We start from the raw sequence: 24,153 nt of genomic DNA, 5'->3' as shown, positions 1-24,153 counted from the left end.
CAAGAAAACTCCAGGCAGACAAGGGCAGGGCAATGAACAGTGCGACGCAAGAAAGAACGAAGGAAACACATGGCAATTTTGCTTTTTACCCGGCAATGGCAAACAGCACGTCATGAACTAACCTCACGTGTCTGGTGTATCCCGTCAATCAACAGTCTGTTTCTGCATTTAATGGAGAGGGCCAAGGTCATGGCAAAAGACAAAAAGAAGGCCGTCAGGGCGCCTGAAAGTCCGAAGCTGAAAAACAAGGATTACCTCGACCAGTTGCGCAAGCTGCACGTCGAACTGGTCAAGTTGCAGGAATGGGTGATCGCTAAAGGCGTCAAGGTCTGCATCGTTTTCGAAGGCCGCGATGGCGCCGGTAAGGGCGGGACCATCAAGGCGCTGACCGAGCGTGTCAGCCCGCGGGTCTTTCGCGTGGTGGCGCTGCCGGCGCCGACCGATCGCGAGAAAAGCCAGATGCATGTACAGCGTTATCTGCCGCATCTACCGGCGGCCGGCGAAGTGGTGATCTTCGATCGCAGTTGGTATAACCGCGCCGGTGTCGAGCGGGTGATGGGTTTTTGCACCGAGGAGCAGGCTGACAAATTCCTCAAATCGATCCCCTTGGTCGAGCACGCCATCGTCCAATCGGGAGTGATCCTGCTCAAGTACTGGCTGGAAGTCAGCCCCGAAGAGCAGACCCGCCGGCTCGAGGCGCGAATCAACGACGGTCGCAAGACCTGGAAACTGACACCCATGGACTTGAAGTCCTACAGCCGCTGGTACGACTACTCACGGGCGCGGGATGAAATGTTCAAACACTCCGATACCGAACACGCGCCATGGCTGGTGGCCGACTCCAACGACAAGCGCCGTGCGCGGCTGAATATCATCACCGATGTGCTCAGCCGCATTCCGTATGAGGATGTTAAGCGCGAGAAAATCGAACTGCCCAAACGGCAGAAACCGGGCAAGTACCGGGATCCCGATTATCCATACCGGCGCGTGGCCGAGAAGTTCTGAAAAACCGCTCCAATCCGTGTTGGAGCTTGCCTGCAAGCGATGGCGGTGGGTCAGCCAATATCTTCGGCGCAGACAAACCGCTTTCGCGAGCAGGCTCGCTCCCACAGTATTCGGTGGTGCATCCATCATTGCTGATCAGCGCAAACCCTGTGGGAGCTGGCTTGCCAGCGATGAGGCCAGCCCAGTCAGCATCTGTATGACTGACCCACCGCCATCGCTGGCAAGCCAGCTCCCACAATGATCACCAATGCTCCACTGTTTCTGACCAGCACCGATCCCTGTGGGAGCTTGCCTGCAAGCGATGGCGGTGGGTCAGCCAATAGCTTCGGCGCAGACAAACCGCTTTCGCGAGCAGGCTCCCACAGTATTCGGTGGTGCATCCATGTTTACTGATCAGCGCAAACCCTGTGGGAGCTGGCTTGCCAGCGATGAGGCCAGCCCAGTCAGCATCTGTATGACTGACCCACCGCCATCGCTGGCAAGCCAGCTCCCACAATGATCACCAATGCTCCACTGTTTCTGACCAGCACCGATCCCTGTGGGAGCTTGCCTGCAAGCGATGGCGGTGGGTCAGCCAATAGCTTAGGCGCAGACAATCCGCTTTCGCGAGCAGGCTCACTCCCACAGTATTCGGTGGTGCATCCATCATTGCTGATCAGCTCAAACCCTGTGGGAGCTGGCTTGCCAGCGATGAGGCCAGCCCAGTCAGCATCTGTATGACTGACCCACCGCCATCGCTGGCAAGCCAGCTCCCACAATGATCACCAATGCTCCACTGTTTCTGACCAGCACCGATCCCTGTGGGAGCTTGCCTGCAAGCGATGGCGGTGGGTCAGCCAATAGCTTAGGCGCAGACAAACCGCTTTCGCGAGCAGGCTCGCTCCCACAGTATTCGGTGGTGCATCCATGATTACTGATCAGCGCAAACCCTGTGGGAGCTGGCTTGCCAGCGATGAGGCCAGCCCAGTCAGCATCTGTATGACTGACCCACCGCCATCGCTGGCAAGCCAGCTCCCACAATGATCACCAATGCTCCACTGTTTCTGACCAGCACCGATCCCTGTGGGAGCTTGCCTGCAAGCGATGGCGGTGGGTCAGCCAATATCTTCGGCGCAGACAATCCGCTTTCGCGAGCAGGCTCGCTCCCACAGTATTCGTTGGTGTATCCATGTTTACTGATCGGCAAAGCGCTTTGGAAGCAAACAGTCCATCCGTCGACTGCGCTGAACCACTGGGATCTCACGTCTTTCTATCAAGGAAGTCCTTCACGAGATCATTCCCGATGTTCGATCAGCGCAAACAAGAAAAACTGGCGGCATGGCGAAAACTGGCGACGCAGTCGCAGATGCGTCTGGACCCGGAAGAACAGTACGACGAACTGCTCAAGGCCGCCGATGAAATGGAGGAGCAAGGGCTGATCACCAGTGCCGAGTGGCGGCAGTTAGTGCGCGACGCAGGCAATGTGTTCACCGGTGACTCGGGTCGGACACACGGCTGAACCGTTCAGGTCACCCGACCTTTCTTCGACTTCAGTTGTGCACCTCTGGAATCTTGCAGCAACCGCGCAAACGCGACTTTGTCGATCGGCCGACTCATGAAGTAACCCTGCACCTCATTGCATTGATCAATCCCGAGAATATCCAGTTGCTCCTCGGTCTCGACCCCTTCGGCGGTCACCGTCAGGCCCATGGCTTTGCCCAGACCGATGATCGCCTGCACCACCGCGCGATCATTGGTGCCGCTGCTGATCGAGGCAATGAAGCGCTTGTCGATCTTGATCCCGTCGAAGGGATAGGCGCGCAAGTAACCGAGCGATGAATAACCGGTGCCGAAGTCGTCCATGTTCAGGCGCACGCCGAGTTCTTTCAGGGCATTCATGGTGGTCAGCGCGCCGTCGGTGTCGTTGAGCATCACGTTCTCGGTGATCTCCAGTTCCAGGCGACTGGCCGGGAAACGGGTTTGCACCAGCACTTCGCGAACATCCTCGACCACATCGCTGACGGCAAACTGCGCGGGCGACAGATTGACCGACAGCAGGATGTCTTCCGGCCAGCCCAGCGCGGTTTCGCAGGCTTCGCGCAACACCCAGCGACCGAGCGGGACGATCAGGTCAGTCTGCTCCGCCAACGGAATGAACAGGTCCGGGCCGAGCAGGCCCTTGGTGGGATGTTGCCAGCGCACCAGCGCTTCAACCGAAACGATCTGTTTGCCATCGACCTTGTAGCGCGGCTGATAGTGCAGGATGAATTCGTTGTGCTTGAGCGCATGGCGCAGGTCATCTTCCATTTGCCGGCGCGTCTGGATCTGATCGCTCATGTGCGCTTCGAAATAACACCAGGTGTTCTTGCCCTCGGATTTGGCTTGATAGAGGGCGATGTCGGCGTAACGGATCAGGTCGCTGGGCAAGTAACCGTGGCGCCGGCTGAGTGCGATGCCGATGCTGGCGCCGATGTGCAGCGGATGGTGTTCGAAGACTACCGGTTGATGCAGGCTGCCGATCAGGCGGGTGCAGAACTTGTCGATTTCGTGATGGCTGTCCATGCCATTAAGCACCACGATGAATTCGTCGCCGCCCAGACGCGCGACGATGTCCAGTTCGCGGGTGCATTCACGCAAACGCACGGCGACTTCCTGCAGCACGGCGTCACCCGCCGGGTGGCCGAGCGAATCGTTGATCGGTTTGAAGTTGTCGAGGTCGATCATCAGCAGCGACAGCGGTGGCGCGTGCTCCTTGAGCAGCAGCGCTTCATCCAGATAACGCGCAAGCTTATTGCGGTTGGGCAGGCCGGTGAGGGCGTCGTGCATCGACAAATGCTGAATCTGCGCATGGGCGGCAACTTCGTCAGTGATGTCGCTGGCGGTGCCGCGATAACCGACGACTGCATGCTGCTGGTAAATCGGCCGGGCCGACAGTCGACAGTGGCGTTGCTGGCCGGCGTGGTCACGGTAGGTGCAACGCAAGTCACAGGCGCTGTCTTGCTCGGTGAGATTCCTCAGCCACAGTTCCAGTGGTGTGGTGTCGCAAAACAGCAATTGGCCGATGTCCTGGCCCAGCCACAGGGTTTGCGGGTAACCGGTCACTGCGCTGAAGCGCGCCGACAGATACGTCAGCGCCAGGGCGCGATCGACCTCCCAGATCCAGTCCGACGCGGCTTCGGCCACTGCGCGAAAGCGTTCTTCGCTCGCTTCGAGCTCACGGTTGGCGTTTTCCAGCGCTTGATTGGAGGTTTGCATGACGGCAAAACTCTGGTCGACGTACTGCGATGAGCGCAAGGCGTGACGGAAGAAGTACGCGGTAAGCAGCATCAGCACCACAATCGTCGCGCCGAGTGGCGGCAGCAATGACCACAATAAATGTTGCCCGGGCCGTTCCAGGTCGGCGACCAGACTATAACCGGTGCTGTCCAGCGGCACCCGGGGGCGCTGCGGGTCGATGGTCTCGTCCGGCGCCAGGGTCAGGTTGTTCAAGCCGTAACCGCTGCCAATCAGACGCAATTTGGTCGGCGTGAGTTTGTCGACGAATACCAGCACTGAAGCGGTCTGCGGATCGCCCAGTGGTCGCTCATCGTTGGGTATGATCGCCGCCGCCGACACCAGCGCCGGCCAGCCTTCGAACAGTGAGTAGCGGCTGATCGGCTTGGTCAGATCACCTTGGCCCAACACTTGATCGAGTAACTCCGTGGCGCTCACTTGAACGAACGCGGACAGTTCGGCATCGAGCATTTGCCCGCGTACCACCGCGTAGCGGGTGCCTTCACGGTTGAGCACGAACACGCCGTCATAGCCGTCACTGGTGAACAGGGTTTTGCCGAGGTTCTGCTCGGTGTAGGCCCAGTCGGTATCGACCTGACCGCTCAGATGCTCGTAGGCGGTGGTCCAGTAGGCGTAGCTGGTGATGTAGTTTTTCGAGGCGGTGATGCGATTTTCCAGCGCACGAGCGGAGTAAAAGCGGGTTTTGTTGATCTCGTCGTTGTCCAGGCGTTCGGCAATGCCGAGCAAGGCCACGGTCGCGGCAATCACGCCGCTGACAAACAGCGCCCCGACCGCGAAGGCCAGGCGGCGGGTGACGGCGCTCTGGCGCGGTGGAAGCGGGGCTGCATAGCTGGAAAGGTCCATGTGCTCGTCCTTGATCCGCTGTCTTCTGAATCTAGAACCACGGCGCGGGCGCAATGTTCAGATTCTTCTCGGCGACTGCACTGAAAGCGTAGTGAACCCCGCGTGTTTTGCCTCCCCAAGTGCAGGACGCCGATCAGCGGCCAATCCCGAAAGGGCAAGACTTCCCGCGCAAAAACCGGATAATGGCCGCCATTCGTTTAGCCGTATTCTGGTAATCCCGCATGGAAATCAAGGTCAACTTTCTCGACAACCTTCGACTTGAAGCCAAGTTCGACGACTTCACGGTGATCGCCGATCAGCCCATCCGCTACAAGGGCGATGGCTCGGCACCGGGACCGTTCGACTACTTTCTGGCATCGTCGGCGTTGTGTGCGGCGTACTTTGTGAAGCTGTACTGCGACACGCGCAACATCCCGACAGAGAACATTCGCCTGTCGCAGAACAACATCGTCGACCCGGAAAACCGCTACAACCAGATCTTCAAGATCCAGGTCGAATTGCCGGCGGACATCTCCGAGAAAGATCGCCTGGGCATCCTGCGTTCGATTGATCGCTGCACAGTAAAGAAGGTCGTGCAGACCGGGCCGGAATTCATCATCGAAGAAGTCGACAACCTCGACGCCGATGCCCAGGCGCTGTTGATGCCGGTGGCCGGTTCGGACGCAGGCACCTTCATCGCCGGCAAGGACCTGCCGCTGGAGCAGACCATCGCCAACATGTCGGGCATTCTGGCCGATCTGGGCATGAAGATCGAAATCGCCTCGTGGCGCAACATCGTGCCCAACGTCTGGTCGCTGCATATCCGCGATGCGCATTCGCCGATGTGCTTCACCAACGGCAAGGGCGCGACCAAAGAAGGCGCATTGGCCTCGGCGCTGGGCGAGTTCATTGAGCGCCTGAACTGCAACTTCTTCTACAACGACCAGTTCTGGGGCGAAGAAATCGCCAACGCCGAATTCGTCCACTACCCGGACGAGCAATGGTTCAAGCCGGGCCCGAAAGACGAGTTGCCGAGCGAGATCCTCGACGACTACACCCTGAAGATTTACAACCGTGACGGCGAGTTGCGCGGCTCGAACCTGTTCGACACCAACTCCGGCAACACCCAGCGCGGCATTTGCTCGCTGCCGTTCGTGCGCCAGTCGGACAATCAAGTGGTGTACTTCCCGTCCAACCTGATCGAAAACCTCTACCTCAGCAACGGCATGAGCGCCGGCAACACCCTCGCTGAAGCGCAGGTGCAGTGCCTGTCGGAAATCTTCGAGCGCGCGGTGAAACGCGAAATCCTTGAAGGCGAAATGGCCCTGCCGGACGTGCCGCAAGAAGTGCTGGAGAAGTACCCGAGCATCCTCGCCGGCATAAAAGGCCTGGAAGAGCAGGGCTTCCCGGTGCTGGTCAAGGACGCGTCGCTGGGCGGTGAATTCCCGGTGATGTGCGTGACCCTGATGAACCCGCGCACCGGCGGCGTGTTCGCCTCGTTCGGCGCGCACCCGAGCCTGGAAGTGGCGCTGGAACGCAGCCTCACCGAACTGTTGCAGGGCCGCAGTTTCGAAGGCCTCAATGACTTGCCGCAGCCGACCTTCTCCGGTCAGGCGGTCACCGAGCCGAACAATTTTGTCGAGCACTTCATCGACTCCAGCGGTGTGGTGTCGTGGCGTTTCTTCAGCGCCAAGCCAGACTTCGAATTCGTCGAGTGGGACTTCTCCGGACAAGGCGAAAACTCCAACGCCGAAGAAGCCGCGACGTTGTTCGGCATCCTTGAAGACATGGGCAAGGAAGTTTACATGGCGGTCTACGAGCACATCGGTGCCAAGGCCTGCCGCATTCTTGTGCCCGACTACTCGGAGATCTACCCGGTCGAAGACCTGATCTGGGACAACACCAACAAAGCCCTGCAATTCCGTGCCGACATCCTCAACCTGCACAACCTCAGCAAGGTCGGCCTGCGTAACCTCGCCCAAGGCCTGGAAAACAGCGAGCAGGACGATTACACCGAAATCACCACACTGATCGGCGTCGAGTTCGACGACAACACGCCGTGGGGCAAGCTGACCATTCTCGAACTGCGCCTGCTGATCTGCCTCGCGCTGCAAAAGTACGAGCAGGCCAAGGATCTGGTCGAAGCCTTCCTGCAATACAACGACAACACCGTCGAACGCGGCTTGTTCTATCAAGCGGTCAACGTGGTGCTGGAGATGGAGCTGGACGAAGATCTGGAACTGGAAGACTACGAAGGCAACTTCCGCCGCATGTTTGGTGATGAGCGTATGGATGCGGCGATTGGGTCGGTCAATGGCAGTGTGCGCTTTTACGGTTTGACGCCGACGAGCATGAAGCTGGAAGGACTGGATCGGCATTTGCGCTTGATTGAGAGCTATAAGAAGTTGCACACGGCGCGGGCGAAGGTGAAACAAGTTTAAGCCGGTTTCACATTGAGTTCGGCGGTGGATTCACCCCTCATCGGAACGCCGCCCGCCCAGCCCTCTACCGAGGGAGAGGGAGCCGATTTGTGGGCTTTTCAAGACCAGAGCTCGACTCGATATCTCAGTTCGGCGTATTTCAACCAAACGCCTTGGTCAGTCCTTTCTCCCCAAGGAAGGGAGCCGATCTGAGGGCTTTTCAAAACCAGAGCTCGACTCGGTATCTCATGTCGGCGTAACTCTCACATCACCTCGGTCAGTCCCCTCTCCCTCTGGGAGAGGGTTAGGGTGAGGGGCTTTGGCTTTTACGCCCATGCGCCGCATCGGCCAGTTGCCCGGTATCGACCCGCACAAACACTGAATCACCCACTGCCGTCAGCACATCCCCGGCAAACACCTCACAGATCACCCGGGTCTTGCGCCCAACCTCACCCTCAACCTTCGCCCGCAAAACCAGCGGCACGCCCATCGGTGTCGGCTTGATGAACTTGATTCCAAGGCTACCGGTGACACAGTCGATACGCGGCAGGCTGCCAGGTTCGCGGTTCTCCGCGCGGTAGTGGTAGGCCATCGCCGTCCAGTTGGAATGGCAGTCGACCAGCATCGCGATCAGCCCCCCGTAAACCAGATCCGGCCAGCCGCAATACTTGGCCTCCGGCAGATGTTCGGCGATCACGTGCTCGCCATCTTCATGCCAATGGCTTTTGACGTGCAGGCCGTGCGGGTTGCGGCCGCCGCAGCCGTAGCAAACGCCTTCTGGCGCGGCAAGGTCTTGCAGAGGGGTAACGAGGCTGGACATGGTTTTTATTATCCTGGTGTGGTGAGTCCGGTCAGGCGCAGGCGATTGCGCCCGCCACGTTTCGATTCGTAGAGGGCGGCGTCGCCTTGTTCGATCAGTGCCGTCAGGTTGGCGGGCGCTTTGTCGAACAGGTTGGCGCCGATGCTCAGGGTCACGGCAGCGGTGGTGGGGAATGTCTGCGAGGTCATGCTCAGAAACTGCTCGCGTAATGCGTTACCCAACTCCATGACTCGCTCACTCGATGCGCTGTTGAGCAGAATGACAAACTCGTCGCCGCCCAGGCGCGCCGTAAGTGCGTTGCGCGGCAGCACCGAGCGGATCATCTCGCTCAGGGCGATCAACAAACGGTCGCCGGCGGTGTGACCGTACTGGTCGTTGACCAGTTTGAAGTTGTCGATGTCGATCAGCAGCAAGGCGCCGGGATGCTCCGGCGAAACCTGTTCGAGCAGGCGCGGCGCGCGCTTTTCCAGAGCGCGGCGGTTGTACAGGGCGGTCAGCGGATCGCGCTCGGCGAGGCGGGCGATCTGTTTTTCCCGGCGGTAACGTTCGGTGCCGGTCATCGACAGGGCGATCAACATGATCGCCATCGCACCTTCGACCAGGGAAATCTGGATGATCTCGCCACGAAACGCCGCCAGATCGATCAGCGTGCCGGGGATTACCACGGTCAGGGCTTTGGCCACGTAGAAAACTCCGTGACCGAGCAGGACATAGCGCAACTGCACCGCGCCGACGCTCAACGACTTGCCATGGGGGCGCAGCAGCGAGCTGGCCTTGAGGGTCGACAGCGCCACCAGCAGCGAATTGGCCGCCAGCATGACCTTCGACCACAGCGGCCCGTCCGGCAACAACAGCATGACCAGCCAGGTGACGAAGATCAGGTACCAGGCCGGCGACAGCCGTATCTGGGTGAAACGCGCCACGCCGAGCAGGAAGAGGAAATGCGCGGTCACCAGCAAGCCGTTGGCGAACCAGATGCCGATCAGCAGAAAGCCGCTGCTGCGCAGCAGGGCCAGGGTGGAACCGACGGTGATGGTGGCGAAACCGGCGCTCCACAACAGTAGCGAAGGCTCACGAATGCTGCGCCACTCGATCGCCAGATACAGCGCAGCGGCGGCTGCCAGAGCGATCGAGATGGTCAACATCGTAGGTGGGTCGAGCGGCATTTCTTGATGAGCCTGTCTGATTGGCAATTAGACCGGCGATTGTAAGCGTTCGGGTGGCTTTTTCGCAGAGGTCGTGTTGCCGCGCAGACCACTGGCAGCGGGGAGGGCGCGGTTGCTCGCCGCCGCCCCAACCACTGCGCGGATCGGTCATTGCTCGGACGTGAGCCAGGTGTCGACGACCCGACGGTCCAGCTCTTCCCAATAAGCCATGCCCAGCACGCGCGTGGTGTTGAGCCCGCGCAGGTAACCGCGCAACTGGTTGGCGGTGTCGGTGATGAGCTGCGGGTCGGTCGGGTCTTTGTCCAGCAATACGCTTTCGTACTGAACCAGATACTCGGCCACACGCTCGCGGAAATCGGGCAGAACGGCGTCACGGATCAGGTCAAACGTTCTCAAGGCGAACTCCTCATTTCATGTTTTTCTAGTTGTGGTTGAGTGTGTATCAGTCTGCACGTCGCGCAACTATTGCTAGAAGTAATAGTGACCATCAAGAAACGCAAGTTCTGCTTTGGCGGCAATCGGCGGAAAATCGCCTCCATCGAACACGCCGCTCAAGGAATCTGCGCGATGAAGACTATGACCCGACTGGCTTTGGTCGCCCTGCTGGCAGGCGGCGCTCTGTTTACAGCCCCGACTTACGCAGGCGACGCCGGGTCGTGTCATTTCCAGACCATCACGGGCAGCAGCGCCACGTTGCAGCATTCACAAACTGTGGGTGTGTTGCTCAGTGAGAACACCCTGGACAACGTGCAATACCTGGAGCGTTACCACGACATGGCGGTCAACGGCGCGAAAGACGCGCTCGACTCGCGGATTCGTGAAGCCTTTGTCAGCAGTTCCGACCCGGAACTGGCCATCGACTGGCTGGTGAGTTCGCTGCAACAACAGTTCTTGTCGGTGACCGTTTACGACAACCTCGATGCATTGGTACAGGCGCATCCTGACGTGGTGGTGAAGCTCGACACCTTCAATCGCTTGCTGACGCAGCAAAACAGCTTGGTCGAAGCGCATTTCACCGCACGCTTCTATGACGCTGACCTGCAATACATCGGCAAGGCTGAAGGCGCGGTCGAGAAGCAGTTGCCTTCGGTCTGGGTGCATAACCAGGCGGCACCGGTGATTGCTGCGCAAATCGGCAAGCAGCGTGACCTGCAACTCAACGCGTTGAAGCAATTCGATGTGTCGCTCAAGGCGTTGGTGACGTCGAGCTGAACACTTAAAACATAAATGGCGACGGCGGCTCCGTGAGGCTGAACCGTTGCCGGATGAACCGAACCTTTATTTTCAGGATGACACCGATGCGTCTTTTCTTTGTGCCTGCTCTGGCCGTTGCCTCTTTGCTGCTCGCCGGTTGCGCTTCGGCGCCGAATAATCCGAGCCTTACTCTGCAGACCAGCAAGACGCCTGCGCAGTATGCCGATTGTGTTGTGCCGAAGTTGCAGGGCAGTGCGTTGAATCCGACGGTTTCGCAGACTCAGCGTAGTTACCGGATTGTGGTGCCGAGCAAGGTTTCGGCTGACAACGTGCTTGAGGCTTACAAGGCGGGTAGTGGCGGCAAGGTGTTTATCTACGAGCGGCATTTGTTGGCTTCGAATCTTTTGCCTTCGAGTTTTGAGCGGGCGGCTCAGGATTGCATCTGATTTTGCCCGTTGTGTGTATTTGACTGAGCTCCTTTGGTTGGCCGCAACCAACCAATTTTTTGCCTCGCGCCCTTGTGTGGTTGCGGGGCTTTTTTTTGTTTGGGCTTGGCGGCCTTTGGGCCGACCATGCTCTTGGGGATTTGGGTGAATATCCGTTGCTTTTGGGGTTGCGGCTGGCGGTTTCGCTCTTACAGCGAGTCCCTTTGGCAAACGCCCCAAAGGAACCAAAGGTCTGGGCCCCGGCGTTCGGCCCTCGCCGTGGCTCGGGTTCCTTCGTTACGGGATCTATCCGGGGGCATCGCCTACGGTTTGCTTCGCTGCACCTCCTCTCGATGTGTTCGACTTCGTCGAACGGTCGCTGCGCTCCCACCCCCGGATAAATCCCTCCACTCAGCCTGCCGAAGGGGCCAGCACGGCAAGATCAAGAGCTGCAGCCGAGCTAACGCTCATCCTGTTGAGTGGTGAGGAGCGGGGGTGGGTGCGGCTTTTGATTTGTTTCCGAATTTGAGTGCGGCTCGGTATTCCATTTCGGTGTATTTCTTGCAATCACCTCGGTCAGTCCCCTCTCCCTCCGGGAGAGGGCTAGGGTGAGGGGCTTTTGATTTGTTTGAGAATTTGAGCACGGCTCGGTATTTCAAGTCGGCGTACTTCTACCAGTCACCTCGGTCAGTCCCCTCTACCTCTGGGCGGTCCGACGTTTCGGGAGGGCCAGAGTGAGGGGCTTTTGATCTGGGCTATGCAGCCGGTTGTTGTAACATGCGGCAACTTCAATCATGCGAGCAGCGAAAATGGATTCTCACTCGATTCTGACCTTCACTCTGGTTGCGGCAATTGCCATTGCCAGCCCGGGGCCGGCGACTTTGATGGCGATCAACAATAGTCTGGCTCACGGGCAGCGCAGCACGATCTGGTCGTCGCTGGGCAATGCCAGTGGTCTGTTCTGTCTGTCGGCGGCGGCGATGTTGGGGTTGGGGGCGTTGTTGGCCAGTTCGGAAATTCTGTTTAACGCAGTGAAGATCATCGGGGCCGGGTATCTGTTCTACCTCGGCGTGAAGCAGCTGTTCAAAAAAGGTCCGATGCTCCCGGAGGGCGTCGAAGGGGAGGCGAGCAAGGTGCGGCCGACTCGCGGCAAACTCTACAAGTCGGCGTTTCTGACGGCGGTGACCAACCCCAAGGCGACGATGTTTTTTACTGCGTTGTTTCCGCAGTTCATCGATCAGGGCGCCGCACTGCTGCCGCAATTTCTGATCCTGACTTCGATTTTCATGGCGTTGTCGGTGTCGTCACTGAGCGTGTACGCCGCGTTGGCCTCCCGCGCCAAGGGCGTGCTGACCCGGCCAGCCTTGTCGCGTTGGGTCAGTCGTGTGGTGGGTTCAACGTTCATAGGTTTTGGCGCGGCGATTCTGACGATGCGTCGGCAGACGGTTTAAACCCATTTGAACCGGGCCGGGAATCTCGCCACGAAGCAGGTTCCCGATTCGGCGCTTGAGGTAACGCTCAAGGTGCCGTTATGCGCCGTCGCTATCTGAGAGGCGATATACAGCCCCAGCCCCAGGCCTTCGCAACGTTGCCCGGCTTCGGCTCGGGAGAAGGGTTCGAACAACAGCGGCATCAGTTGCGCTGAAATCGGTGTGCCCTGATTGGTCAGGGAGATCACGAGTTCGTCATTTTCTGCATAGGCCTTGACAACGATCGGCGCGTTTTGCGAGCCATGGGTGGCCGCGTTGCCCAGCAGATTGGAGAGCAATTGGCTGATGCGCAGCGCATCGCAATAGACGCCCGCCGGCACCTCCAGTTCGTCGATAAAAATGGCTTGGGGGTGCGAGGCCTGGACTTCGGCGAGGGTCAGTTGCAGGGTGTGTTGCAAGTCGTCCACCAACTTGCGCTGTACCGGAATCCCGCCGCCCAGTCGTCCTCGGGCGAAGTCGAGGATGTTTTCGATCAACACGCCCATGCGCACCGAGCTGTTGCGAATCGCCGCAATCAAGCTGAGTGAGCGCTTGTCTTCGGTTTTGCTTTCCAGCAGGTCGGCGCTCATGCGCACCGCGCTCAGTGGTGTGCGCAGGTCGTGGCCGAGGACGGCGATGAATTGCTCGCGCAGGCGGCCCAGTTCATTGGCGTTGTTCAGTTCGACTGTGGTCGCTTCCAGACGGTTTTGTGTATCGAGGCTCATGGCGATCAATTGGGCGAACAGGTTCAGCGTCTTCGCGATGGCCGGTTCGTCGAGGTTGGCCGGCACCGAGTCGATGGCACACAGCGTGCCGAAAAATTCGCCGTTGGCTTTGACGATGGGAATGGAGATGTAGCTTTCCAGCCCATAGGTTTTCGGCGTGTGGTGTAACGAAAAGACCGGGTGAGCACTGGCATGCCCGAAGATCACCGGTTGCTGATGCTGGCGGATTTCGTGGCAGATGGTCGATTCAAGCACCAGTTCGCCACCGGGTTTGAGTCCGAAATCAATGGAGTCATCGACGGCGCACGCCACCCAGTTGCTCTCAGTAACCCGCGCCACCGCGGCGAAACGCATGCCCGTGAGGTGCTTGACCATGCTCAGGATGACCGGCACTGCGTCAATGCTGCGGATGGCGTCGATGTCAGGGGTAAAGGCCGGGTTGGTCATGGCGCGATGCTTCGTGAAGAGTTCGCCCAGAGACTATCTGTTATTGCGGCCCATGACTAATGGCGTGGCCAGAAAGTACAAGGGCGCCGTGGATGTTCCCGGCGCCCTTGTGCGTGGTTGCTCGATCGGGCGTCAGCGCCTCAGAACTTGTACTTGGCCGTCAGAATGTAGCTGCGCGGGTTGCCGTAGTTGTCGTTGGAACCCCAGGTGACATCGGAGCCGATGGATGAGTAGTAGACGCGGTCGAAGATATTGTTCGCGTTGACTTGCAGATCCAGGTGTTTGTTGACTTCGTAGCCGGCCATCAGGTCGGTGACCGCGTAGCCACCCTGTTCGAGGCGGTAGCTCCCGTTATTGGCGAGGGTGATGTCGTTGTACATGCGGCTCTGCCAATAGACGTTGCCACCCACGCGCAGGTGTTGCAGCGGACCCTGGAAGCGGTACACGGTGGAGACCTTGAACAGGTGCTCAGGCGTGTCGGTATCGAATTGCTGATTGTTGTTGGCCGGGTTTTCGTCCTTGATGTAGTGCGTGCGGGTATACGTGTAACCGGCGCCCACCTGCCAGTTTTCGGTAAGGGCGCCTTGCAGTTCCATATCGACGCCTTGGCTACGCACCTTGCCCGATGAGTTGTAGCAGGTCATGACCGGGCAACCGAACTGGTTGTCGGCCAGGGTGGAGCGACCGGTCTGGTCCATCTGGAACACTGCCAGGCTGGCGTTGAGCGCGCCGTTGAAGTACTCGCCCTTGATGCCCACCTCGTAGTTTTCACCGACGATCGGCTCGAGGACTTTGCCGCCGAGATCCTTCTGGGTCTGCGGGGTGAAAATGTCGGTATAGCTGGCGTACACCGAGTGGTGATCGTCGAGTTTGTAGATCAGACCGGCGTATCGGGTGAGGTTCCTGGTGACTTTATAGTCGCCATCGGCAGTACGGTCATCGTAGTCGTACCAGTCGAGACGGCCGCCGAGGATCAGCGTCAGCGGATCGGCCAGGCTCAGGCGGGTGGTCAGGTATACCGCGTCCTGGGTGGTGACGTTGCGGGTTTTGCCATCCCGTACGAAATCAGGCTTCGGCGCGCCGATCGGCCAGGCCGTGGTGTACGGATCGTATTCCTTGGTGGTCGCGTCATATACGCGGTTGCTGGCGCCGACGACCAGTTCGTGGCTGCGGCCGAACGCTTCGAACGGTCCGCTGGCGAATACGTCGAGTGAGCGCTGCTTGTCGGTGTGATGGGATTGATAGGCCGTGGTTTCCAGCGGGCCAGCGTAACGCGACAGGTAGGTTCCGGAGAACTCGCCGTCAAGGGTCGACGAGGAGCCGGCGACGTGCAGTTTCCAATCGTTGTCGAAACGATGCTCGACTTCGCCGAACACGGTGTCGATCTGCAGCTTGCGGTTTTCCCAATCGGTGCCCGGGTAGGTCGAGCGGGGCAGATCGAGGTGGTGGCCATTGGTGCCCAGCGGCAGACCGCCCCAGAAATAGTTGGTCTGTTCGTTCTGCCGCGAGAAGCCGAAGGTCGCGGTGGTGCTGTCGCTGAGGTCCGCTTCACCGATGGCGTAGAACAAGCCATGGTCGTTCTCTTCCTTGTCGCGGAAGCTGTCGGCCCCTTGATAGGAACTGACCACTCGGCCCCGCAGGGTGCCGCTTTCGTTCAGCGGGCTGGAGGCGTCGATTTCGCCACGGTAGTCATCCCAACTGCCGGCTGCGCCAGTGAGGGTCACGCGCTGATCGGCGGTCGGGCGTTTGCGCACCAGGTTGATCGCCGCCGAAGGGTTGCCGGCACCGGTGACCAGACCGGTCGCACCACGGACGATTTCGACGCGGTCGAACATCGCCAGGTTCGGCTGCACCGCCATCGCGAAGGGCGAGTACGAACTCGGCAGGCCGTCGTACATGATCGTATCGATGTCGAAACCGCGCGCCTTGTAAGTCTGTCGCCCCGGGCCGCTGGCCTGACTGAGGAACAACCCCGGCGTGCCTTTGACCACGTCGTTGATGCTGGTCATGTTCTGATCGTCCATGCGCTGACGGGTGATCACCGTCACTGCCTGAGGCGTCTCGCGCATGGTCAGCGAGAGCTTGGTCGCCGTCTGCATCGGGCCAGTGGTGTAAGACTGGGTGTCTTCGGTGGTGCTGCTCATCTGGGTGGCGCCGATCTCGGTTGCGTCCAGTTCCAACGTGGCGGGCGTTGTTTCATCGGCCAGCGCGGGTGCGATGCTGGCCATGCAAAGGGTGAGGGCGAGGAGGTTAGGTGAACGGTTTGAACGGCGGTGAATGGTGCGAAACGACATCAATCTGCTTCCCCAAATGATACGAAAACGAATCTGGTGCAAGTGCTTGTAGGAATTATTCGCATTAGTGTGTCAGATCATTCCGGGTGAAGAAAGGCGTACGGCTCAGTTAGTTAACGAAATTTTCACATTCGAGCGGGCGCTCTGCGTCGCGGGTTGCCGCGGAATCGGGGTTTTCTGGCGGGCGAATAAAGGTGCAGCAGACCGATCACAAGGGGCTATGACCGGTGCTGCTGATGAGCCTTGCTCAGCGGATGAAGGTGACGAAAAGGGCTGTCAGTTTAAATCGGCGGCGTCGTGCCGCTCGGGCACTTGCGTCGCTTCATCGCCCCATGTGCGATTGACACGTTGCCCGCGAATGACCGCCGGCCGCTGGGCGATGTCCTCGGCCCAACGCTGCACGTGCGTGTATTCGTGAGCCGCGAGAAACTCGGCCGCCGAATAAACGTTGTTGCGCACCAGTTGCCCGTACCACGGCCAGACTGCGATGTCAGCGATGGTGTAGCTGTCGCCGGCCAGATAGGCATTTTCGGCCAAACGCCGGTCGAGCACGTCCAGTTGCCGCTTGGCCTCCATGGTGAAACGGTTGATCGGGTACTCCATCTTTTCCGGCGCATAGGCATAGAAATGCCCGAAACCGCCGCCCAGATACGGCGCCGAACCCATCTGCCAGAACAGCCAGTTCAACGTTTCGGCACGCCCGGCCGGGTCTTTCGGCAGGAAGGCACCGAATTTTTCCGCCAGATACAGCAGGATCGAGCCCGATTCGAACACACGGATCGGCGGCTCGACGCTGCGATCCAGCAACGCGGGGATTTTCGAGTTCGGGTTGATTTCGACAAAACCGCTGGAGAACTGATCGCCCTCGCCAATGCGGATCAGCCAGGCATCGTATTCGGCAGCGCTGTGCCCTAGCGCCAAGAGCTCTTCGAGCAGAATGGTCACCTTCACGCCGTTGGGCGTGGCCAGCGAATACAGCTGTAGCGGATGCTTGCCGACCGGCAAGGTCTTGTCATGGGTCGGCCCGGCAATCGGCCGATTGATGCTGGCGAACTGGCCGCCGGACGGGGCTTCGTTTTTCCAGACCTGGGGTGGAACGTACGGCGTTTTGCTCATTTAAGGGGCCTCATCGTTGGCAAGTGGAAAAAATACCTCGCTGATAATAGACAGGACACCACAGAACCCGCTGTGTATTCCAGAGGGCGATGGATTGAGCGGCAAGCGATGAGCGCTGGCAGTCGTCAGCTCGGAGGCGATTTGCTCTGCGATTGACCCGCCGTGTCATTCATCTTGTCTGCCTGACGGATATCGCCGCAGAAAATATCCACGTTGCCATCGGTCGCTGCGGTGCGTACCACGATGGCGTACTCGCCGGTCAACAACGTCGACAGGCTGACCGGGGCGCTGCGCGAAAAGGCCCAGCCGCGCACTGGCTGGCGTTCGGTGGTGACCTTGTCGTTCATCGCGTAGGCCACTGGCCCGGGCTGCGCGCAACTGCCCTTGTAGACGAACGCGTACAGACGCAACGGCAGCGAGGCGCCGCTGGGCGCACCGCTGATGAAGAAACTGAAACCGGTGTCCTTGCCCCAGTCGGCGAGCGTGACGTTGCCGATCTGTCCGCTGTTTTGCCGGGTGGCGGTCAACGGCACGCTGGTGCCGGGGTTCGAAGAGCCCGCACAGCCGAGCAGGCTGGCGGCCAAGAGCATGACCGTGAGTTTTATCGTTCTCATCGCTGGCCTCCTGAAAAGAAGAACTGCAACGAACCAGTTAAGCAGAAGGATTAACGCAGCGTGCGAGCACGCTCAGCGAGGATTGGCAGGTGATCAGCCTCAGCGCTGCGGCCATTGATCCTTGATTTCAAACCACGGTGCCTTCGACGTCACTTCGACGTGTTGCTGTTTTTCCGTGGTGTACGTCGTGTCCAGCGTACCCAACGCGACAGAGATCCAGCCGCTGTACTCGCCCTGATTGTTTGCCCAGAACAGCGATGAACCGCAGTGCGAACAGAACTGGCGCTGTACCGATTCAGAAGATTGATACGACTTGACCTGATCGGCGCCCTCCAACAACTCCAGATTCTGACGCAGCACGCTGCCATAGCTGGCGAATGCCGCGCCGTGACTTTTGCGGCATTGGCTGCAATGGCAGTGCGAAAGCGCTTTGGGCCGTGAGCGAATCTGGTACTTCACCGCTCCGCACAGGCAACTGCCCCGGAAGGTCTGAGGGGAGGGCGTGAGCATTGTTATCGGGGTTCCTGGTAAGTGATGGCTGGTTTCAAGCGGTCAGGTGACGGCGTCAGAAACCCGGTAATCAGGGAAATCACCTGTTGCTGGATCTCTGCGCGTGGGCGGCCGCCCTCGCCATCGGTGCAGATGATGCTGTCGCCCGGTACGTCTTTATCGAGCATGGCTACCGCGCCAGGTTTGCAGATCGCCATGAAGGTGAAATGACTGGCGTCGCTGATCTCGACCAGGCGTGATGAGGTTTTTGGCAGGCGTTTGGCGAGGTCGACGGATTCCAGCTGCGCGGGCAGTTCTTTCGACGGTACGCCGGTGGCGATCACCAGAATCGGCACGGGGTAGGCCGCCAGACTGGCGTCGGTCATTCCGCGCGACAGGCCCAGATCCAGTGAAACCACGGCAGTGATGCGCTTGTCACGCCAATCGGCGGCAAGCTGAGCTTTCGCTTGCGCCGTGCTTTCAGTGTTCATCTGTTGGTACGCCGTGCAACTGATCAATTGCGTTTGGACTTTGCAGTCGTCGGCAAAGCGCTTGGGGTCGAAGCGCGCACCGCCGCTTTCCAGCACCGTCCAGCCGCCGAGGGAATGGCCGATAACGGCAATTCGATCCTTGGCCACCGTGCCGAATTTACCCGGTTGCGCCGTCACCGCATCAATGGCGCGGCTGAGGTCAACGGGGCGTTGCCACAGTTGCGCCGCTGCATGTGGGCTGCGGTCGCGGCTGGTGGTGCCGGGATGGTTGACGGCGGCGACGATGTAACCCTGATGGGCCAGCGCACTGGCCAGCCACGTCTGGTTGATCCAGCTTCCGCCATAGCCGTGGGAAAGCACTACCAAGGGATGCTCGCCCGTGGCGGCTGGGGCGTCGAGCACCGCAGGGGCGCCGACGAAGACCGGGTTGTCGCCGAACAATTGGGGCGTCGCATCGGAGTTCGCACTCGGGTACCAGACGACCATTTCCAGCGGGCGTTCGTTGTGCGGATCCGCCAGCGTGGCGTACTGGAAACCGACGGGGCGGGTGTCAGCGAATACGTAGCTGCTCAAGCAGATCAATAGCAGAGCGCCAAAAGACTTTTTCATTGTTGTTATCTTCCGTGACGGGCAGGACGGGCGTGGTGGACTTTGCCCGATTTCGCGCACTTCGGCGAGCCTCTTTGAGCCCTGCGTCTTAAACATTTTCCATCGGCCAGCGTGTGGCCAGATGTGCCGTCAAATAGTCCAGAAAGGCTTTGACCTTGGTCGTCATCGCCGCGCGTTCCTGTACGCAGGCGTAGATGTCCATCGGCTGGACGACGCTGTGTTCAAACAGCGGCACCAATTGCCCGCTCGCCAGATAAGGCGCGGCGACGAACTCCGCCAGTCGAGTGACGCCGGCGCCATTGACCGCCATTTGCGCCAGCGCATCGATGTCATCACTGATGGCGGTGGCATTGATATTGGCGTCGAAATGCTTGCCGTCGCGGATAAAACTCCAGCGCAGAAAGCGCCCGTCCAGAGGATAACGAAACGCCAGGCAGGCATGGTTGTGTAAGTCATCTGGCGATTGTGGCCACCCGGCGCGCTGAAGATAAGCCGGTGCGGCGCACATGATGAAGGGCAGCGAAACGATCTTGCGCGCGACGATGCCGTCCTCCAGTTGCGGCTTGATCCGCAGGCTCAGATCGATGCCGTCCTGGATGTGATTGATCTTGCCATTGGTGGTCGAGAGTTCGATGAGCAGGCGCGGGTGCAGTGCGGCGAAACCGGCAATCAGCGACGCCAGTACATGGCGGCCGAACGCTGAGGTGGAGGCAATGCTCAGCCGGCCTTGCAGCTCGGTTTCATCGTGGCTGATCGAACTTTGCGCGGCTTCCAGATCGGCAGCGATGCGCCGGACTTTCTCGTAATACGCCGCGCCGTTTTCGGTGAGCGCCATGCTGCGCGTGGTGCGTTGCAGCAGACGTACGCCGAGGTGCGCTTCCAGCCGATTGAGCGTCTGGCTCACCGCCGCCGCACTGACGCCCAGCGTCTTGGCGGCGCCGACAATCGAGCCGGCTTCGACCACTTTGATAAAACTGGCAATCGCCGCTAACAGATTCATCCATGCCCCGTTGAGGGTTGATTCGTAAGTTCTGCTTTATAAAGTACCTGCGGTTGAGCGTCTAGTTACGCGGGGACAGCCTTGCTAACGTGCGGTCTCCCTGTCAATGGATGGAAAAGCCCTATGAATTAACCGACAAGCTCCGAAGCCTTGATCGTCAGTCGCCGCAAACTGTCGCCACGTGCCACACCGTATGTGTTTGCGCTGTACATGGCGACGATCATGGCGTTTCTGATGTCGCTGGTGATCACTGCCGCCAACTCCGGCATTGATAACGATTACCTGAATAATGCGTTGCACGCCTACAAGCTGGCGATGCCTGCGGCGTTCCTGTGCATCCTCATCGTGCGGCCGATTGTGATCAAACTGGTCGCATGGACGGTGCACCCGCATCACTGAGGATTACTCGCGCCAATATTGCCCGACCGCACCCTGGGCTCCCTGCACGGGATCGGTCTGCGGAAACGGCAACATCGAAATGCTTTCCAATTGCTCGCGATTGGGGGCTTCGCGACAGATATCGGCATGCTGGCCCGGCGGATAGGCTCCGACCACTAGAAAATCGTCGCTGCTACCCAAGTTGCAATGGCCGGTGCCGGCAGGCAGCAGCAACACATCACCAGCGCTGATCGGCACAACAGGCCCGTCGGGGCCGCCCAGCATCAACTGCGCATGGCCAGCTGCAATGCCCAGTACTTCATGGCCTTCGGTGTGATAGTGATGGAAGTCATAAACCCCGTAGCGCCATTGCGGCGGCCAGCCGTTGGCGCGGAAGGTTTGTTCGAACAGGGCGGCGGGATCGCTGCCGTTGAGTTCAATCGCTTGTGGGTAGATCAACACCGGCAGACGCGGGTTGTTCGGGACCCAGTCGTTGCGTTTCAGTAGCAGGGTTCGTACGGGCGTGGGCATGCTGTTCTCCAGATCTGACGTCTGTATTGACTGTTCTGGCGCATTCGCGAGCAGGCTCGCTCCCACATTCAGACCGCAATCCCCTTGTGGGAGCGAGCCTGCTCGCGAATGGCCGCGCCGCTTATTCAACGGCTAAAGGGTGGACAGCCACAACGCGCACTTGCCTCAGAAAAACTCGTCGAGCAATCAATCGAAACTTCGCCAACCACCCAACTGTCCAGACCCTTACACCTTCCGGCAGATGTTCTGCCGGGACAGCTCCATGCAGCGGAGAAAGACGAGGATCGAGATGACGATGACAGTGGGAGATTTTCTGGTTGAACGGCTCAGCGAGTGGGGTGTTACGCGGATTTTTGGCTATCCGGGGGATGGCATCAACGGTGTGTTCGGCGCGCTCAGCCGGGCCAAGGGAAAGATCGAATTCGTTCAGGCGCGGCATGAAGAAATGGCCGCGTTCATGGCCTCGGCACATGCCAAGTTCACCGGTGAGTTGGGTGTGTGCATCGCCACCTCCGGGCCAGGTGCCTCGCACCTGATCACCGGCCTCTACGACGCGCGCATGGACCACATGCCAGTGCTGGCCATCGTCGGTCAGCAAGCACGCACCGCGCTGGGCAGTCACTACCAGCAAGAGCTGGATCTGGTGTCGATGTTCAAGGATGTCGCCGGGGCATTTGTGCAGCAGGCGTCGGCACCTTCGCAGGTGCGGCATTTGCTTGATCGAGCGGTGCGCACGGCCGTGGGCGAACGGCGGGTAACCGCGCTGATTCTGCCCAACGATTTGCAGGCGCTGAAATACCAAGCACCGGCTCGCGAACATGGCACCGCGCATTCCGGGGTGGGGTACACGAAACCGAAAGTAGTGCCGTATGACGCCGATCTGCAGCGTGCCGCCGATGTTTTGAATGCGGGAGAGAAGGTCGCGATTCTGGTCGGAGCGGGTGCTTTGCAGGCGACGGATCAGGTCATCGCGGTGGCGGAAAAACTCGGCGCCGGCGTCGCCAAAGCGCTGTTGGGCAAAGCCGTGTTGCCGGACGATTTGCCTTGGGTCACCGGCAGCATCGGCCTGCTCGGCACCGAACCGAGCTACAAGCTGATGAACGAATGCGACACTTTGCTGATGATCGGTTCGGGTTTTCCGTACTCGGAGTTCCTGCCCAAGGAAGGTCAGGCGCGCGGCGTGCAGATCGATTTGCAGCCCGACATGCTCAGCCTGCGCTATCCGATGGAGGTCAATCTGGTCGGTGATTCGGCGGAAACCCTCGCTGCGTTGTTGCCGCTACTTGAACAGAAAACCTCAAACAAGTGGCGCAAGAAAGTCGAAGGCTGGCGCGGTAGCTGGGAGAAAACCCTGGAAAAACGGGCGATGGCCAAAGCCGATCCGGTCAACCCGCAAAGGGTGGTGTACGAGTTGTCGCCGCGCCTGCCCGATAACGCAATCATCACCAGCGACTCCGGCTCCTGCGCCAACTGGTTTGCCCGTGACCTGAAAATCCGCCGTGGCATGCAGTGCTCATTATCCGGTGGCCTCGCGTCCATGGGCGCCGCTGTGCCTTATGCGATTGCCGCCAAGTTTGCTTATCCCGAGCGTTCGGTCATTGCGCTGGTGGGCGATGGCGCAATGCAGATGAACAACATGGCCGAACTGATCACCGTCGCCAAATACTGGCGGCAATGGGCGAGTCCGAAATGGATCTGCGCGGTATTCAACAACGAGGACCTCAATCAGGTCACGTGGGAGCAGCGGGTGATGGAGGGCGATCCGAAGTTCGAAGCCTCGCAAAGCATTCCGGATGTGCCGTATCACTTGTTCGCCATCTCCATTGGCCTGAAAGGCATTTTTGTCGATCGCGAAGAAGACGTCGCCGCGGCCTGGGAAAAGGCACTGGCCTCGGAAGTGCCGGTGGTCATCGAGTTCAAGACTGACCCGAACGTGCCGCCATTGCCGCCGCACATCAAGCTTGAACAGGCGAAGAAATTCGCCACGACGTTGCTCAAGGGCGATCCGGATGAGGCCGGAGTGATCGTGCAAACCGCCAAGCAGGTACTTGGCGCGGTGTTGCCCGGCAAGAAATGACCGGTTAACACACAGGTTTGATCGTTCCCACGCAGAGCGTGGGAACGATCAATGAGCGGAAGGTGCACTGATGATTTTCATTGGCTGTGCAGGCTGGAGTCTGGGGCGCGAACATTGGCCGGAGTTCCCGGCGGAAGGCACGCATTTGCAGCGCTATGCGGCACGATTCAACGGCGTGGAAATCAACAGCTCTTTCTACCGTCCGCATCGTCGGCAAACCTATGAACGCTGGGCCGATGGCGTACCGGAAGACTTTCGCTTTTCGGTGAAAATACCCAAACACATCAGCCATGAATTGCGTCTGGCGAACTGCGAGTCAGCGCTGGACATATTTCTGGCTGAGTGCGGCGGGTTGGGAGATCGGCTGGGCTGCCTATTGGTGCAATTACCGCCATCGCTGGCGTTCGACGAAGCCGTCGCCGAAGCCTTTTTCACGACATTGCGTCAGCGGTTTTCCGGCGTCGTGGTGCTCGAACCAAGGCACGAATCATGGATCAGCGCCGAGCCGATGCTGATGACGCATCAGATTGCCCAAGCGGCAGTCGATCCCTCGCGCATCAGCACCGATGCTTCGCCAATCGGCTGGACAGACACGAAATACTGGCGACTGCACGGCTCACCGCGCATTTACCACAGCGCCTACGATTCCGCTTATCTGCAAAACCTCGCGCAAGCCCTGCAATCAGCGGCCGCGGCAGGTGCCGCGACCTGGTGTATTTTTGACAACACCGCCAGCGGTGCCGCACTCGGCAACGCCTTGACGCTGGCGACGCTGACCTGCGGTTGAA

General features: G+C 59.5%; 21 protein-coding genes. 9 read left to right on the top strand and 12 right to left on the bottom strand.

What is annotated here, in order from left to right; all coding sequences use genetic code 11:
• Positions 1-189 precede the first annotated feature (189 nt).
• Both ppk2 and RMV17_RS15985 read left to right on the top strand, forming a co-directional pair.
• Complete coding sequence (gene ppk2 / locus RMV17_RS15990; protein ID WP_311881101.1) at positions 190-1,005, top strand: polyphosphate kinase 2; 816 nt, start codon at positions 190-192, stop codon at positions 1,003-1,005.
• A gap of 1,282 nt (positions 1,006-2,287) precedes the next feature.
• Entirely contained in the window at positions 2,288-2,503 is a 216-nt protein-coding gene (locus RMV17_RS15985) for a hypothetical protein (RefSeq protein WP_034155831.1), read from the top strand.
• Between the two features lie 5 nt (positions 2,504-2,508).
• On the opposite strand, the gene RMV17_RS15980 is transcribed toward RMV17_RS15985, so the two are convergent.
• Positions 2,509-5,121 carry an EAL domain-containing protein gene (locus tag RMV17_RS15980; RefSeq protein ID WP_311881099.1) on the bottom strand — a complete coding sequence of 871 codons (2,613 nt, stop codon included), beginning with the start codon at positions 5,119-5,121 and terminating at the stop codon, positions 2,509-2,511.
• A gap of 221 nt (positions 5,122-5,342) precedes the next feature.
• Here RMV17_RS15980 and RMV17_RS15975 point away from each other — a divergent pair, with 221 nt between their 5' ends.
• Complete coding sequence (locus RMV17_RS15975; RefSeq protein WP_311881097.1) at positions 5,343-7,541, top strand: OsmC domain/YcaO domain-containing protein; 2,199 nt, start codon at positions 5,343-5,345, stop codon at positions 7,539-7,541.
• Between the two features lie 283 nt (positions 7,542-7,824).
• Here the strand turns inward: RMV17_RS15975 and RMV17_RS15970 are convergent, their stop codons facing one another.
• From RMV17_RS15970 to RMV17_RS15960, 3 genes are all read right to left on the bottom strand, one after another.
• Positions 7,825-8,340 (bottom strand): PaaI family thioesterase, encoded by a 516-nt coding sequence (locus RMV17_RS15970; RefSeq protein ID WP_311881095.1) that lies wholly within the window; start codon positions 8,338-8,340, stop codon positions 7,825-7,827.
• Positions 8,341-8,348: 8 nt separating this feature from the next.
• Positions 8,349-9,506 (bottom strand): GGDEF domain-containing protein, encoded by a 1,158-nt coding sequence (locus RMV17_RS15965; protein ID WP_311881093.1) that lies wholly within the window; start codon positions 9,504-9,506, stop codon positions 8,349-8,351.
• Between the two features lie 147 nt (positions 9,507-9,653).
• On the bottom strand, positions 9,654-9,902 hold the full coding sequence (locus RMV17_RS15960; protein WP_034155836.1) for a hypothetical protein: 249 nt from the start codon (positions 9,900-9,902) through the stop codon (positions 9,654-9,656).
• Between the two features lie 171 nt (positions 9,903-10,073).
• Here RMV17_RS15960 and RMV17_RS15955 point away from each other — a divergent pair, with 171 nt between their 5' ends.
• From RMV17_RS15955 to RMV17_RS15945, 3 genes are all read left to right on the top strand, one after another.
• Entirely contained in the window at positions 10,074-10,718 is a 645-nt protein-coding gene (locus RMV17_RS15955) for an ATPase (RefSeq protein ID WP_311881091.1), read from the top strand.
• An 86-nt stretch (positions 10,719-10,804) separates the two neighbouring features.
• Positions 10,805-11,146, top strand: coding sequence for a hypothetical protein (locus tag RMV17_RS15950; protein WP_034155837.1), 342 nt, complete (start codon positions 10,805-10,807; stop codon positions 11,144-11,146).
• 788 nt (positions 11,147-11,934) lie between these two features.
• On the top strand, positions 11,935-12,576 hold the full coding sequence (locus tag RMV17_RS15945; RefSeq protein ID WP_016984467.1) for a LysE family translocator: 642 nt from the start codon (positions 11,935-11,937) through the stop codon (positions 12,574-12,576).
• Here RMV17_RS15945 and RMV17_RS15940 read toward each other — a convergent pair.
• From RMV17_RS15940 to RMV17_RS15910, 7 genes are all read right to left on the bottom strand, one after another.
• Positions 12,573-13,766 carry a GAF domain-containing sensor histidine kinase gene (locus RMV17_RS15940; protein ID WP_311881087.1) on the bottom strand — a complete coding sequence of 398 codons (1,194 nt, stop codon included), beginning with the start codon at positions 13,764-13,766 and terminating at the stop codon, positions 12,573-12,575. The two genes, RMV17_RS15945 and RMV17_RS15940, sit on opposite strands and share 4 nt — an antisense overlap.
• Before the next feature lie 140 nt (positions 13,767-13,906).
• Positions 13,907-16,060 carry a TonB-dependent siderophore receptor gene (locus RMV17_RS15935; RefSeq protein ID WP_311881085.1) on the bottom strand — a complete coding sequence of 718 codons (2,154 nt, stop codon included), beginning with the start codon at positions 16,058-16,060 and terminating at the stop codon, positions 13,907-13,909.
• 276 nt (positions 16,061-16,336) lie between these two features.
• The gene (gene yghU / locus RMV17_RS15930) at positions 16,337-17,176 is read right to left on the bottom strand and encodes a glutathione-dependent disulfide-bond oxidoreductase (RefSeq protein ID WP_311881083.1); all 840 of its coding nucleotides are present in this window, start codon (positions 17,174-17,176) and stop codon (positions 16,337-16,339) included.
• 125 nt (positions 17,177-17,301) lie between these two features.
• Positions 17,302-17,790: a hypothetical protein gene (locus RMV17_RS15925; protein WP_311881081.1), complete on the bottom strand. Its 489-nt coding sequence runs from the start codon at positions 17,788-17,790 to the stop codon at positions 17,302-17,304.
• 99 nt (positions 17,791-17,889) lie between these two features.
• Positions 17,890-18,300, bottom strand: a complete 411-nt coding sequence (locus RMV17_RS15920; RefSeq protein ID WP_108227323.1) for a GFA family protein — start codon at positions 18,298-18,300, stop codon at positions 17,890-17,892.
• Positions 18,301-18,302: 2 nt separating this feature from the next.
• On the bottom strand, positions 18,303-19,379 hold the full coding sequence (locus tag RMV17_RS15915) for an alpha/beta fold hydrolase (RefSeq protein WP_311881077.1): 1,077 nt from the start codon (positions 19,377-19,379) through the stop codon (positions 18,303-18,305).
• A gap of 88 nt (positions 19,380-19,467) precedes the next feature.
• The gene (locus RMV17_RS15910; RefSeq protein ID WP_311881075.1) at positions 19,468-20,379 is read right to left on the bottom strand and encodes a LysR substrate-binding domain-containing protein; all 912 of its coding nucleotides are present in this window, start codon (positions 20,377-20,379) and stop codon (positions 19,468-19,470) included.
• A 150-nt stretch (positions 20,380-20,529) separates the two neighbouring features.
• Between RMV17_RS15910 and RMV17_RS15905 the strand changes: the two genes are divergently transcribed.
• Complete coding sequence (locus RMV17_RS15905; RefSeq protein ID WP_311881073.1) at positions 20,530-20,778, top strand: DUF2798 domain-containing protein; 249 nt, start codon at positions 20,530-20,532, stop codon at positions 20,776-20,778.
• A 3-nt stretch (positions 20,779-20,781) separates the two neighbouring features.
• On the opposite strand, the gene RMV17_RS15900 is transcribed toward RMV17_RS15905, so the two are convergent.
• On the bottom strand, positions 20,782-21,288 hold the full coding sequence (locus tag RMV17_RS15900) for a cupin (protein ID WP_311881071.1): 507 nt from the start codon (positions 21,286-21,288) through the stop codon (positions 20,782-20,784).
• Positions 21,289-21,577: 289 nt separating this feature from the next.
• On the opposite strand from RMV17_RS15900, the gene RMV17_RS15895 reads away from it, so the two are divergent.
• Positions 21,578-23,365, top strand: a complete 1,788-nt coding sequence (locus RMV17_RS15895; protein WP_108227319.1) for a thiamine pyrophosphate-requiring protein — start codon at positions 21,578-21,580, stop codon at positions 23,363-23,365.
• Between the two features lie 70 nt (positions 23,366-23,435).
• Positions 23,436-24,152, top strand: coding sequence for a DUF72 domain-containing protein (locus tag RMV17_RS15890; RefSeq protein ID WP_311881068.1), 717 nt, complete (start codon positions 23,436-23,438; stop codon positions 24,150-24,152).
• Position 24,153: the final 1 nt, after the last annotated feature.

Origin of the sequence: Pseudomonas sp. VD-NE ins, from assembly GCF_031882575.1 — a bacterium.
GTDB classification, from domain to species: domain Bacteria; phylum Pseudomonadota; class Gammaproteobacteria; order Pseudomonadales; family Pseudomonadaceae; genus Aquipseudomonas; species Aquipseudomonas fluorescens_BZ.
Note: the sequence above shows the minus strand (reverse complement) of the source record. Positions and strands in the feature narration are given on the sequence as shown.

Bases quoted from the DNA above. Each gene is read 5' to 3' on its own strand.
- RMV17_RS15890 (WP_311881068.1), top strand. From the start codon at position 23,436: ATGATTTTCATTGGCTGTGCAGGCTGGAGTCTGGGGCGCGAACATTGG.
- RMV17_RS15940 (WP_311881087.1), bottom strand. From the start codon at position 13,766: ATGACCAACCCGGCCTTTACCCCTGACATCGACGCCATCCGCAGCATT.
- RMV17_RS15985 (WP_034155831.1), top strand. From the start codon at position 2,288: ATGTTCGATCAGCGCAAACAAGAAAAACTGGCGGCATGGCGAAAACTG.
- RMV17_RS15895 (WP_108227319.1), top strand. From the start codon at position 21,578: ATGACGATGACAGTGGGAGATTTTCTGGTTGAACGGCTCAGCGAGTGG.
- RMV17_RS15955 (WP_311881091.1), top strand. From the start codon at position 10,074: ATGAAGACTATGACCCGACTGGCTTTGGTCGCCCTGCTGGCAGGCGGC.
- ppk2 (WP_311881101.1), top strand. From the start codon at position 190: ATGGCAAAAGACAAAAAGAAGGCCGTCAGGGCGCCTGAAAGTCCGAAG.
- RMV17_RS15935 (WP_311881085.1), bottom strand. From the start codon at position 16,060: ATGTCGTTTCGCACCATTCACCGCCGTTCAAACCGTTCACCTAACCTC.
- RMV17_RS15910 (WP_311881075.1), bottom strand. From the start codon at position 20,379: ATGAATCTGTTAGCGGCGATTGCCAGTTTTATCAAAGTGGTCGAAGCC.
- RMV17_RS15965 (WP_311881093.1), bottom strand. From the start codon at position 9,506: ATGCCGCTCGACCCACCTACGATGTTGACCATCTCGATCGCTCTGGCA.
- RMV17_RS15925 (WP_311881081.1), bottom strand. From the start codon at position 17,790: ATGAGAACGATAAAACTCACGGTCATGCTCTTGGCCGCCAGCCTGCTC.
- RMV17_RS15920 (WP_108227323.1), bottom strand. From the start codon at position 18,300: ATGCTCACGCCCTCCCCTCAGACCTTCCGGGGCAGTTGCCTGTGCGGA.
- RMV17_RS15950 (WP_034155837.1), top strand. From the start codon at position 10,805: ATGCGTCTTTTCTTTGTGCCTGCTCTGGCCGTTGCCTCTTTGCTGCTC.
- yghU (WP_311881083.1), bottom strand. From the start codon at position 17,176: ATGAGCAAAACGCCGTACGTTCCACCCCAGGTCTGGAAAAACGAAGCC.
- RMV17_RS15980 (WP_311881099.1), bottom strand. From the start codon at position 5,121: ATGGACCTTTCCAGCTATGCAGCCCCGCTTCCACCGCGCCAGAGCGCC.
- RMV17_RS15945 (WP_016984467.1), top strand. From the start codon at position 11,935: ATGGATTCTCACTCGATTCTGACCTTCACTCTGGTTGCGGCAATTGCC.
- RMV17_RS15900 (WP_311881071.1), bottom strand. From the start codon at position 21,288: ATGCCCACGCCCGTACGAACCCTGCTACTGAAACGCAACGACTGGGTC.
- RMV17_RS15975 (WP_311881097.1), top strand. From the start codon at position 5,343: ATGGAAATCAAGGTCAACTTTCTCGACAACCTTCGACTTGAAGCCAAG.
- RMV17_RS15915 (WP_311881077.1), bottom strand. From the start codon at position 19,379: ATGAAAAAGTCTTTTGGCGCTCTGCTATTGATCTGCTTGAGCAGCTAC.
- RMV17_RS15970 (WP_311881095.1), bottom strand. From the start codon at position 8,340: ATGTCCAGCCTCGTTACCCCTCTGCAAGACCTTGCCGCGCCAGAAGGC.